This is a genomic window from Chryseobacterium cheonjiense, assembly GCF_012927265.1.
Classification (GTDB): domain Bacteria; phylum Bacteroidota; class Bacteroidia; order Flavobacteriales; family Weeksellaceae; genus Chryseobacterium; species Chryseobacterium cheonjiense.
Map to the genome: position 1 here is coordinate 674,939 of NZ_JABBGF010000002.1, position 13,373 is coordinate 688,311.

A 13,373-nucleotide genomic window follows, 5' to 3' on the forward strand; every position below is an offset into this window, starting at 1 on the left:
TAATTGACTTCTATATTTATATTATCTAATTTCTTTGATGTTGAGAATTATAGTATTAGAATAGAAGTCTTCCTTTAAACTTTTAGCATTAATTTTTTTTATATTTTCTTTATTTTCTTTGGTCAGATATTTCAAAATAAAATTAATATCATTATGCATTTTTATAGAGAATAAATATTGCTTTTTTTCTAAATTAAATCCCATATTATATAAATCACAATTTTCAGGATTTTTAATCATACTTGAAAGATTTACTTTGGTATTTACTTTTAACTCCTCCATGGGTAATAAAATATGTAAATTTTCATTTACATATTTTGCTCTTTTATTCCATATTAAATCTTGATTAGGGAAATATTTTTTTTGAAAGTTATAAATCTCTTTTTTTTCTTCTTCTACAATTTTCTTTTCTTTTTGATTACAATCTTCTAAATACTTTATATCAGGCAATACATTTTTAGTAGGGATAATGTCTATAGTATCCTTTTTATTGATTCTGTCAACAAGAATAATTCTAGGATCGAAGATCTTTTCATCTTTATTATTTTCAAAGGTTACTTTCCGGTTATCTATATAGTAATCGTAATGATTATTATAAATGGCAAAATCATTACTGTTCAATACAAAAAAAACAGGAAATTTATTGTTATTTTTTATAATATATTGAATGTTTACATCATTTTCTGTATATTCAAGTGTTTTATTTTCAATACTAAATTGAATTTTCTGAGAAAATAAACACGAATAAAAACAAATGAAATAAATTTTTATAATTTGTTTAATATTTACCTCCATAACCAAAATATATTTTTTCTAGTGCTGATATAGAAAATCCTTGACTTGTAATATAGGCTGTATGTTGCTGAATTAATAGTAATTCGTTTTGTAAGTGCTTTCCTTCAGCTATTAATGATGTTGACATTGCTGCTTGATATTCATCAAATCCGTGCTTCCCAGTTAGTATATCAAAAAGCCTTCTTCCTTCGATTTTAGTGTCTTTCATCTTACCATAAATTCCACTAACCACAAATACATTATGTCTTATTTCATGATATATTGTTGTAGCATAATCTAGCAATGTTTTATTATATAGTTTATTTGTATTTATGTACACCTTATTTCCTACATGAAAGCCATATTCTCCGGTTGTTTCATATCCTTTAAATTCTACTTTACCAGCACCTAAATTTTTTAATAAAGATACTTTTTCCATAAGCATTGGTGCATCATCTACGCTTGCATCCCTATCAGGATCTAAGCCAGCATCTTCAATTGATTGTCTCATTGATTTTCCGCCGATAAATGCTAAATGCGCCACATGGTTCAATCCAGCAGTAATTAATCCCTGTCTAAGGCCGGACCAAAAGTTACCGCCTGAAATAGTAGAAGAAATCCCTCCGGTCAATCCGCCTGATGTTATCATCAGAGCTTTAAGTAATATTGGATTTCTACTTCCAAAACTGGTTTCGGCCACGATACCATAATCAGAAAGCCCGATGTCAGAAAATTGTTTACCACTTTCTCCTATATATTGTGTACCACTAGCAGCAAGAGACGAGATCGCACCAGCGTAAAATCCGGACGAAAATTTACCACCATCCATCTCAGAGAAAAGTCCTCCTGTTATGGCGTGCATTCCTGCTTCAAAAGCAGCTTTTCCAATGGTGAGAGCTTCTCCAAATATGGAAGTTGCAGCACTTCCTATTCCAAAACTTACAAGTCCACTTATAGCTCCGGTTGTTATGGCTTTACCCATCCCATACCATACAGGAATTCCTTGTATGCTATTCATAATGGCATGTGTGGTTACCGATACGGCTACTGCTACTACAAGAGCGACTACAATGGTATTTCCGCTTGGATCTGTATATAACAAAGGATTATTGGTAACATAACCATAGCGGTTATAATTCTGTGTATTGAAAGGATCCTGTATGATACTATCAGGACTCAGAAACCTTCTCATTACGGGATCATATAACCGAGCATTCATATTGATGAGTCCCACACTCATCAGATGTTCATGTCCAGTGTATCCTCTGTCAATAAACATATTGGCATTTAACAGCTGCTGACTGTCCGTAATCAGTTGCCCGGCACTATTTACAAGCCCTTTCAGGTTGCCCCATGCATCAAAGAATCGCTTTTCTACTACGGCTCCATCGGTTGCTTTGGTAATAGCCAATATACTGCTTAGATGATCCCTGTGCAAGAAATAATTGGCTTTTTCTGTTACTGTTCCATTGTTTAGGACCACTTTTTCTATATAATTGGCATTGTATGGGTCCCCAGTAATATAGGTAACGATCTGTGTCTTTCCGTTAGTTTCTTTGGTAATTTCTACTGCAAAATCAGAAGAATAGAATTTTTGTTTTCCTGTTGTTTCGGAATACATTCTGTATCTGCTCTGAAGCAGATTGTATTCAAACTTAAGATCATCTTTATTAGGAAGGTTTATTCTTAATGGAGCTTTGAAAGCATTATAAGTTATTTCTGCAAATCCTCTCTGTGTATTGATGTTCTGCCCGCTTGCATTGAATGCGATATTCTGAAGTTTATAATCATTACCATTGTAGTTATACTGTCCCAGTTCTGTGTTACCCGTCATTCTACCTCTTTTGTCATAGGTATATTGATTGGTAACTGTTCCGTTTACTGTTTCCTTCAGAAGCCTGTTCAGGGTATCATATTCAAAATTTTCTGTTTTTCCGAAAGTGTTATTTTTCCGGGAATTAAGAACGCCTTTGTTAACATTGTAAATATAGTCAATGTCCAGAACGGTATTGCTTCCGTTAGAATGAGAAATTTTGAACAGGCCATCATCCTGTAAATTGTAATAGGTATTTAATGCATATCCGTTACCATATTCCATTTGGGTTGTTCTTCCTAAGGCATCGGCAGCAGAGATATGCCAAATTGTGGCATTAGCCAGAACATCGTTCTGCTGAATGAGGATTCCATTGGCATCATATATATTTTTAACTTTGGAAGAAGTCGTGTAATTAGGATTCTGAAGCGTAGTAGAAGTACTTACTTCATCGGCTCTGCCAAAAGGATCAAATGTCGTATTGCTGACATAAATGAAATCCGGAGTTTCCTCCTTTTTACCTTTTATACGGAAATACTGATCATACGCCGTTGTGTAGGTAAAGTTTTTACCGTTACTGGTTCCGTAAATTTTCTCCGGAAGTTTTGTTGTTGCATTATACTGGTAATATTTTTCAACAGAGGTATTCTCGGCAGGAGTATTTCCATACGTTTTCTCAAAAACAGGTCTTCCTAAGTTATCATATTCAAACAGGGTATATCCTTTCGGATTGTCCTCCCTTGTGAGCCTTCCCAAGTTATCATACTGATAGGTAAAGGTTCCGGCGGAAGGATCCACCATTTTCTTTTTATTCCCCCAGTCGTCTATTTCGAATGTTGTTTTACTCCCCTCATAATTGGTCTCCTTCAGACTTCCGTTAGGATAATAACTGTAATTGATAACTCCACCATGATCCTGGTATCTGACGGTATTGCCTGTAGCATCAAGTGTTTTGGATGTTTTTTGGTAACCATCATCTGCAGTTACCTTTAATCCGTCATAACAGGTTGTTATTATTTTTCCAGTATAAGAAATATTTTTTACAGGCCTGTTATACATATCGTATTCTACGATATTCCATTTTGGAGTTTCTCCTTCAAAGAAGGGTTGAGACTGTTTTATTTTTCTTCCAAAAATATCATACTCAGTACTGCTTACCACCCATTTACCGTTAATGCTCTGTGTTTTGGATAAAATTTCACGATCCAATTCATCAAAAACAACTATTGTTTCTGTACCTGCTTCACGTTTTTTGGAGAGTTGGTAAATTCCTCCGGAGACCGCCGAAACGGATTTTGTAATGGTTGTTGTCTTTCCGAGATAATCGGTAATGGAGGTAATATTACCCCAGGAATCATAAGTATAATACGTCTTTAAATTTCCTAATGCAGCAGTTTCCTCTGAGGTTCTTCCCAAAGCATTGACCAAGGCACTGGAAGTAAGTCCATCCGGAGTAGTGGTTGAAGTAAGATAACGGTTGGTAATATCATATCCATAAGTTGTTGTTTGAGGCGCAATTCCTGCCGTAGATAATGTTTGCGATGTAATATTTCCATAAGAATCATAGACAAAGCCTGTATTAACCGATTCAGAATTCTGACTGTATTTTTTAGTTTCCTGTATTGATCCATTATCTGCGTAATAAGAATTTACTTCTTTGGTAATGAAAGACAGTCCATCTTTAAAAAAAGTATTTTGCTGTACATTAATTTTTCCATAGAAGTAATGCTGTCCATTAAAAAACTCAGGTTGATATGTAAATGCAACTTCGTTGGTTGATTCTCCGTTATAATCTGTATATGCTTTTTTCAGTTTTAAATCATCTGCTTCATCATAAATATACTTTTTGGAAATAATGATTTTTCGTAAATAATCTCTAGTAAATTCATCAGTAGATAGAATTAAAGATTGATTTCCTATTTGATATTTTTTATTGCTAATGCTTGTTTCACTCAAAAAGCTATTTATTCCTCCATAGGCCGATTTTATAAGAGAGTTGTCTAAAAGCGGATCTCTAATCTGTATTTTCCATAAAAGAGTTTTGGTAGGTTTTTTATTGCGGTATTTACCGTTTGTGAAGGAAGATTCATAAGCATCTGAAGCATACGTTTTCTGAAACCCTAAAAATCCTTTTCCATCCAAATGCTGTATAGCATTTTCATATCTGTACTCTTTTGTAAGAATATTTCCATTGAAAAGCGTATGAATTTTATTGACCAGATATAACGTACCATTAGTCTGATGAATGTATAAAGGATACTGAATCCCAGAATTGTTATTGTCTTTATATTGATAACACAATTCTTCTTTAGTATCAAGTTTCATCATCGGACGATACTCAATTTTCTGTACTACCGTAGATCCGTTGTTTACTTCCTGAATTTGTTTTTCTAAAAAATTATCATTGTTGAAAGTAATTTTAAAGTTTGTTCCTGTTGTTACGTCACTATTGCTAATGGATATCTTATAGGTATTTAGAAAATTGACATCCTGAGATGAAAGAAATACAGAATAAGGAGTAATTTTTTCATTCTGCAGATCAATTACCTGATTAAGTTTATTAAATACAATATTTCCTGTTGTATCGACGGTATTAAGGAAAAAATTAATTTTATTAAAGTTAGGAAACGAGGTTTCATATACTCCAGGAGTAGGTGCAATATTTGATTGATATGTCGGCGTAATAAAAATTGGGAATTCTGAAGTACATGATTGCTGTGATATAGCAGAAAAAGACTGTCCAGTGCTATTGAAACATCTCTTATCATATACCAGCTCTCGATAAGTATCAGGAACACTCTCATAGGTAAAGTCACTAATCAATGGATTAGAAGTATTGAACAGAATCTTTCCAAACTTTGAAACAGCCACAAGATCTGATTTGCCGTCATTATTGATATCGGTTACTAAAATATTACCTGTAGCATATTCCTTTGCCTGAACCGGATCTTGTCCCCATAGAAACAAATCCCATGCAGATTGCGAAGGGACTGACTGATCCTGTGAAGGTTTTATGTAAAAAATCTTTTGCTGAGTTAGATTTATTTGTTTCGGAATAAATTTTTTACCATCCGATGTATACAACCACCATATTAATTGTGAATTTTCAATATCAGCTCTCAATCTTGAAAACGGAGTTGCATTTTTAAACACTGTTTTTGGTGTCATAAAATCAGTAAGACCATCTCCATTAAAATCTCCTAAGAAAAGAGGTGTAATAAGTTTATTATTACTGTCGTATTCTAAATCGTTAAGAATATTACTATTACCTGTTTGCCCTAAAACGTTTCCAAAAGGCTTTATGGTCATATCTTTGGTATTGATTTTATAGAGCCCGTATTGATTCCCGGAAGTAACCATAATTTCAGGGATTCCATCACCATCCATTTCTAAAAGTCTGAAATTATCTTCTGATAACAATAAAGAGGTACAGGTAAATTCTTTACGGGTTATGGTATTGGAAGTCTCTTTTCCTATCTCATATAGATAAAGTTTTTGTGTAGAAGGTGTATCCCCTGCAATATAGATGAGATCAAATAAACCATCATTGTTAAAATCTCCGGGAATAAAGTATTTCTGACTGGTACGCGGAGGAGTAGTATACTGAGTTCCTCCTGAAAAACCACTTGTAACCCACGGAACAGCAGGTCCTCCGGATAATAACTTTACTTTTCCGGTTTTAAAATCTCTTATTTCGATAACCCCGGATTGCGAATCGGAAGTTTTAGAAAGAGGATTAACAATAATAAGCTGATCGTTCGTTGTCACCTTATTATCATTAATAAGAGTTTTTCCTCCAAATAATCTGGAATGAAAATTAACATAGCTATTAGGAGCAATCGTCCCGTATGGACTATTCAGATAATAAATAGGATTGCCAATACTTCCCGGTTGAGACGCGCTAGGAGTTGATCCAAAGCCTCCATTTGGCGGGCTACTGAAATTAGTAACTGTAGCTGATACATAAAAAATATCGTTTTCATTATTGTTGTAAAAATTACCAACTGTTGTATCTCCTAATTTATAAGTATTAGTCGGAACCTTAGAAAAATATTGTTTTTTAATTTCTGCTGTTGGGCTGACAGAAGGCGTGTTATAATTGAAATTAAGAGGTTTTAAACTTTCTCCTGATTCATTATATACTGTTACTGTCCTAAGCCTTTCAATACTATTACCTTCTATAAAATCAAAGGTTAGGTTATATTTTCTGTAATCGCCAGAATAGGTGGATCCGGTTCTAATTTCAGAAACAACTTTGTTGTTGATGTATTCCTTTTCGTTTCTGTAGATTTTCACAGCATATTTTCTATCAAAATAATTTATATTGATATAGAACTTATCTGATGCTACATCAGTTCCTCCGTAAGAAACTTTGCTTAGCAAAGGAGTATTGTTGGCAATTGTATATGTGTAATGTACCTCATTATTAAAAGCATCCGCCATACGAGCAATATAATGTTGTCCCGGTGTCAGTTCTTTGTACCATGCAAGTTTGCCGTCTGTATACTGAACCAAAAAACTATATATCCCTGTAGTTTTTGTAATTTTGATTTTAGAAAATGTCTGCAAAACATAATCAGTGTCACTATTTTTTAAAAGTCTCTGACCATCCAGATAATAAGGATCATTATTATCAAACTGCGACCCTATGGTAATGCCGTCTGTTTCTTTGCTTTTTCCTCCTTGGCAAATCATGGATATTCCAACAATATTCCAACCCCATCCGGCTGTTCCGTTACCACTCTGGCTGTTATAAGCTAAGGCAATATTAGGCTGAAAATTATTTACTCCTTTTAACCCTTCAATAGGAATAGTGTAAGTCAGAGCACCAGATTCATTGACGTGCATTTCTGCATTTACAGCAGGAATAAGTCTATAATCTGGCGTTCCAGGTGTGGAAGGTCCTTTTAAGATTATCTGTTGATTTTCTTTGTATCCTGAAGTATCATATTGTAATGGTAGAGTAGCTACCTGAGCCTCAGTGTATTGTATGAAAAGCAAAAAAAATATACTGAAAATTATGTTGTTATTTTTAAGCATAAGAGGAGAATGTCTTTAGTAAATTGAATTTTATTTTACCTGTAGAAAGTAAAATAGCAGTAATTGATTTAATATTTTAAAACATTTTTACCAACCACCTGTCCTGTAGTCAATGTAAAGTTGGCTATATAGACTCCTGTAATCTGTCCTGAAAGATCAAAACTGAAATTAAAGTTGGTAGTGCTCTGCAGGTTATTCTTTGTGAAAAGGATCGCACCTGTACTGCTAAATACCTGTACGGAGGCAACTTTTCCCTGCGCAATTCCTGTAATGTTAACATTCACAATACTATAGGTAGGATTAGGAGAAAGCTGTATTGCCGCTTTAATCTGATCGATTTCATCTCCTGTGTATCCTGACGAAATTCCACCTGAATTACCTCCTGAAGTATAAGTACTCGATGCAGAACTGTTCCCGGCTTCATCATAAGTAAAGCTTTTTCCTCCTGAAGTCACTCCTGTGTTCGGAGTTTGTGAGACAGATGGAATAGAGATGTTACATACCGTTGAAAGAAAGACACTCACGTTATCATCCCAGGTCATAAGACTGTAATTTTGAAGAAGATAAGAATCAACATATTCTTCGAAAGGCTTGATAGGAGGTGTTATGCTTCCTGCTAGCGGAGTAGGGATTTGCGGCGTACTATATCCATACTGCCAGTCACGGACATCGTAAAAAATACTTGGATTAGCGATAACATTGCTAGACCCTCCTGCTATTCCAAAATCACTGGACACGGGATATACAAAAGAAGATGTAGCATACGGGGGATCTATGTCATTACCCAATATTTTACGTGCAATTAAACGCAGGCTTTCATTGCTGTTGTTGAGCTTGATATCCTTTTGGTAGAGTATCTGATTCTGTTTTCCCTGAGTTGTAGAAAAAAAGTATGGAAAATAGTCTCCAACTTCATTATTATTGGCCGCCACGACAATATATTGACCTGATGGAATAATTTTATTAGGGAAATTATAGCTTCCTTCATCATCCATGAGGCTCCAGTCTTTAAGATTGATACCTTTGTCACTAGCATTGAAAATTTCTACAAATTCCCCTCTGTGTCTTTTTCGTAATTTTTCATAAAGTTCAGGAGACGGATTCTGATTGACAGGATCATTAGCATCAATATATTCAGAATAAGGGGTATCTCTATACACTTCAGTAATAAATAGCTGTGCCTGAAAAAGAGAGGGTAATATGACTAAAAATCCTCCGTATAGAATTTTTTTCATCATGTTTAATATTGGTCTTAGTGTTATATTTTCTTTAAATAATTCTGAAATTTTTCCAGATAAACAGGTTTTGAAAAATCTCTGTACTGATTAAGCTGCGCAATTTTTTTCTCCCATATATCGGAACTTGTCACCAGGTCCTTTGCGTTTATTATGATATATGGCATATTTTTAGCCATTGCACCCTGCTGTGTTTTTACTAAATATTTTACCGTTAGAACATTAATTGAATCAATAATTGAAGTATTTTTAATGCCTGCTTTTGATGTAAGGAGAAGGTTCAACTGTGTTTCTGCCTGAGTTACCTGATTTTGAAGAAGAGATAACTCAATTTTTTTACAATAAAGGATCAAATCCTGATGCGCTTCTGTACTGGTCTGTTCCATTTCGGTAACAAGCTGCTGCAGCTTTCCTGTGTTAGAACTTTGGTATTTTTTAACAGCTGTAAAATAAGCTGAGGCACTCCAAAAAGTTTGTTGGGTCTGATGATTCTTTTCTTCAGTCTGTATAATGAATTGAGCATCATTTTTTTTATCTCCCAGTCTACGCATCCAATAAATTGCAGACCGATCCTTAGGATACAGATTATGGTATTCTTTTGCAATAATAGCCGCCTGATTTATATCGTGAGTCTTTACATTTCTTTTAACAAGCATTAAATAAAGTTCACGGATATGTTTTTCTCTTTCCTTATTATAAGGTTTACTTTTAAGAACGGTTAACTTGGTATATAACTGATCTTTATTAAAAGCATCAAATCTTTTCTTAAAAGTTTTTTGATTTTGTTTGTGTTGCTGCTTTAATCCGGGATTATTTTTGTAATGTACTTCTCCCGCATTGGAATTCAGACGGGTGCATACTTTGTTCAGTTGTTTTTGAAGAGAGAGATCATTAGGATACTGAGCTGCCAAAAGTTCCATTTTTTGTTTGGCATGGAGAAGAAGGTTTGCATTTTTCTGCTTACTTACTTTTCTATTTCCCAAAGCAGTTTGAACATACTGACTGTATAATCTTTGTTTCAGAAGCTTATTATCCGGGAACTGGGAAACGGCATCTTCTAACATTTGCATGTATATTTTTTCCTGCTTAGGTTGTTGAAAAATACATTTCTTTAACCCATCATAAGCTCTGACTTCCTGAGGGTTGGTTTGTAAGATCTGCTGATAAGTATTTTTTGCTTTATTCCACTTTTTCTGCTTTCTGAAAAATTTTGCTTCTTTTAGCAGTAAATTAACATCTGTTATCGGAGATAGTGGAAAAGATGATTTTGAAGAAAACAAATCAGGAATAAACAACGCCCCTACACTTAATGTAGAAAGTTGTAAAAATTTTTTTCTAGTAATCATATGGTCGAAAGATGGTTATCAATTAAAAAAGAAAGGGAAGGTAGGTTTACTGCCACAAAATTAGCAGGCCTGTTCTTCGGGTGTTCCAATAATAATCTCTAATCGATTTCCTTCCCTTAACGGATGCAAATTAATTTAAAAAAAATTAAAAATACAATGATTGTTTTGTTTTTTTTATTATGTTAAGCTGGTTTTGGTACAAGCTAATTGAAAATATAATTTTAAGATTAATAAAAAAACCGCAAAAGAAACTTTCGCGGTTTTAAAAATTATATCAATGAAGATTATTTTCTTTTTCCTTTAGCAGGTGTTGCTTTAGGCATTTTTGTTTTGGTATCTGCAGGTGTGTTTGCGTCTCTTACCAATTGCAGTTCGTCGATTAATCTTCTTGCACCGGCGTATTTGTCAATCGTCCAAAGAACGAAACGAACGTCTACGTTGATGGTTTTCTGCCATTCCGGTTCGAAAACGATGTCACCGCTTAGTGCTTCACTGTTACCGTCGAATGCGATACCGATAAGGTTCCCGTCGCCGTCGATAACCGGTGAACCAGAGTTACCTCCTGTAATATCATTATTGGAAAGGAAGTTAACCGGCATGTATCCTTTAGCATCGGCATACTGACCGAAATCTTTAAGGTTGTAAAGGTCAATTACTCTCTGTGGAAGGTCAAATTCTTCATCCCCTTTCTTGTATTTTCCTACAAGACCGGTCATATCCGTATAATAGTTATCTGTAATACCGAAATAGTTTCTGTCAGTTCTGATAGGTAACGTATCTACTGTTCCGTAAGTAAGTCTCATCGTAGAGTTGGCATCCGGGTAGAATTTCTTTTCAGGCATGGCCTTCATCAATCCTGCTAAGAATAATCTGTTGTTTTTAGCAAAATTATCATCAATTTTCACGAATCTTTCTGCAGAAGCTCTCTGGTCTGCAACAAGTCCGTTCGCAATTTTCCAAAGCGGATCGGCATCCAGTTTCAATTTATCCGGATTCAATACGAAGTTAGTTGCTGATGTTTTGTTGGCGAAGATTGAAGAATAGGCAACATTAGAAAGATTTTTGGCATCAAGTCCCATGATGGTTTCAGAAGCCACATCTTTGTTTACTCTCGTCTGATAAAGGTTTACCATAGAGTTCAGCATTTCGCCCTCAAGCTTGGTATTGATATTTTCGTAAGCTGTTTTTAGAGCAGCATCTACTTTTGGTTTCATGGCAAGTCTTCCTTTCATATCCTGGTCTGCATACGCTTTAAGAACGCTTCCTACCTGCAATGCTAAAGTAAAATACTTGGCATTTCTTGAAAGCTGAGACATATACATTCTCTCTACGTTTCTGTCTGAAGTTTGCTTGTAATAAATCCCGATATCTTCTAGAACCGTTTCGTATTCAGCAATGTTTTCAGGTCTTACCGCCCATGTTTTGAATTTTTCTTCTACTTTTTGCTTGTCTGTGATGGTTCCGTTTTTAATAACGGCATCAATAGTTCCCTGTCTGTTCTTCCAGTAGTTGGCTACAGAAGCATATTGAGAAGCATAATTCAGCTGAGTTCCTTTATCTTTATCCATGTACTTCTTCATTACGTCCATGGCTAATTTAGACGCTTCCACCCAAGCCGGATAATCTTTGTTAACCATCTGCTGGATTCCGTAAGAAGTCAGGTAACGGTTTGTTCTTCCAGGATATCCTAAGATCATGGAGAAATCTCCCGGCTTTACTCCTTTCAAAGAAACAGGAAGGAAATGTTTAGGTTTTAGCGGAACATTGCTTGGAGAATATTCTGCAGGGTTTCCTGCAGCATCAGCATACACTCTGAAAACCGTGAAGTCTGCAGTATGTCTCGGCCATTCCCAGTTGTCGGTATCACCACCGAATTTTCCTAATGCGGAGGGTGGAGCTCCTACCAATCTGATATCTTTATAATCCTGGTACACGAAATAGTAAAATTCGTTTCCGTTGAAGAAATCTCTTACGACTACTGTATATTTTCCGTTTTCAGAATTTTCAGACTGGATTGCCTTGGTTTCAGCGTCGATCACTGCCTTTCTTTCTGCAGCGGACATATTGTTGTTGAGTTTTGAATTGATTCTTTGCGTAGCGTCATCCATTCTTACTAAGAATCTCACATAAAGATCTTTAGCGTTGAACTCGTCTTTCTGTTTCATTGCCCAGAATCCGTTCTTTAAATAATCTTTTTCCGGAGTGGAAGCAGCTGCTACCGCGCCGTAACCACAGTGGTGGTTGGTGAAGATAAGGCCCTGCCCGGAAACAATCTCTCCCGTACAAAATCCTCCGAAGCTTACGATCGCATCTTTTAAGCTTGAATTGTTTACGGAATAAATTTCTTCCGGTGTAAGATGCAAGCCTTCTTTTTGCATATCGACACCATTAAGTCTTTTAACAAGCATTAACAACCACATTCCTTCGTCTGCCCTCATTTGCGCAAAACTTAAAAGGAAAGTGAATAGTAGAAGTATTCTTTTCATTTTATAAAATAATTTTTGTGTCGCTAATTTACTAATTTTTACCGTATTCTGGGCTTCCAATGGTATGAAATTGGATTTCAATCGGCTATGAAAACAATATTCATTTCTGTTTTGTCTGTTTTATGTTCATTACTATTGCTGAATTGTAATGCCGCAAACAGCAATGCTTCGCAAAACACCCATCAGAATTCCCAGGTTCAGAGGGAATGGATGCTTATTGCTTTCGGATCCTATTCCAAAGCTGATCTGATCGCAAAAGATGCAAAAATCAATCTTACGGAAAAGCCGGAAAATGGGAAAATTAGAGGGACAGCCTTCATGGGCTGTAACAGCATGTTCTTTACTTCTGAGTTTAAGAATGATGGCGGTGTAGAAATATCAGAGATCGGTTCTACTCTGAAAGCCTGCCAGGATATGAAACTGGAAATGGATTTCTCAAAAGCGTTCAGGAATATGACAAAATATTCTGTAAAAGGACATTTTCTTACACTTTCTGATGGTGACGGAAATCAAATGGAATTTATTGCAGCAGACTGGGATTAAAAAATAAAAGTGGTTATTTAATTATTCTGTCTCCTGTTTTGGAATTTCTTCGTGCTTTGTTCAATTGTTGCGATTATTTTGTTTTTTTTCGGAATTAATTTGTAGAAGTAATACAGAAATAAAAGTCCGACAATAT

The 13,373-nt window shown here is 35.1% G+C and carries 6 protein-coding genes; 1 reads left to right on the forward strand and 5 read right to left on the reverse strand.

The annotated features are described in order from the left end of the window. Positions 1–21: 21 nt before the first annotated feature. The 5 genes from HHL20_RS13740 to HHL20_RS13760 form a co-directional block, all read right to left on the reverse strand. The gene (locus HHL20_RS13740) at positions 22–795 is read right to left on the reverse strand and encodes a hypothetical protein (protein WP_169231742.1); all 774 of its coding nucleotides are present in this window, start codon (positions 793–795) and stop codon (positions 22–24) included. Then, a complete protein-coding gene (locus tag HHL20_RS13745) occupies positions 779–7,588 on the reverse strand; it encodes an RHS repeat-associated core domain-containing protein (RefSeq protein WP_169231743.1) in 6,810 nt (2,269 codons plus the stop codon). The genes HHL20_RS13740 and HHL20_RS13745 overlap by 17 nt, the downstream gene beginning before the upstream one ends. Before the next feature lie 107 nt (positions 7,589–7,695). Then, positions 7,696–8,865 (reverse strand): lamin tail domain-containing protein, encoded by a 1,170-nt coding sequence (locus HHL20_RS13750; RefSeq protein ID WP_228463194.1) that lies wholly within the window; start codon positions 8,863–8,865, stop codon positions 7,696–7,698. 20 nt (positions 8,866–8,885) lie between these two features. Continuing rightward, positions 8,886–10,208: a tetratricopeptide repeat protein gene (locus tag HHL20_RS13755; RefSeq protein ID WP_169231745.1), complete on the reverse strand. Its 1,323-nt coding sequence runs from the start codon at positions 10,206–10,208 to the stop codon at positions 8,886–8,888. 284 nt (positions 10,209–10,492) lie between these two features. Then, positions 10,493–12,694 carry a S46 family peptidase gene (locus HHL20_RS13760; RefSeq protein ID WP_169231746.1) on the reverse strand — a complete coding sequence of 734 codons (2,202 nt, stop codon included), beginning with the start codon at positions 12,692–12,694 and terminating at the stop codon, positions 10,493–10,495. Between the two features lie 87 nt (positions 12,695–12,781). On the opposite strand from HHL20_RS13760, the gene HHL20_RS13765 reads away from it, so the two are divergent. Then, positions 12,782–13,237 carry an META domain-containing protein gene (locus tag HHL20_RS13765; protein WP_169231747.1) on the forward strand — a complete coding sequence of 152 codons (456 nt, stop codon included), beginning with the start codon at positions 12,782–12,784 and terminating at the stop codon, positions 13,235–13,237. The last annotated feature ends 136 nt before the right edge of the window (positions 13,238–13,373 follow it).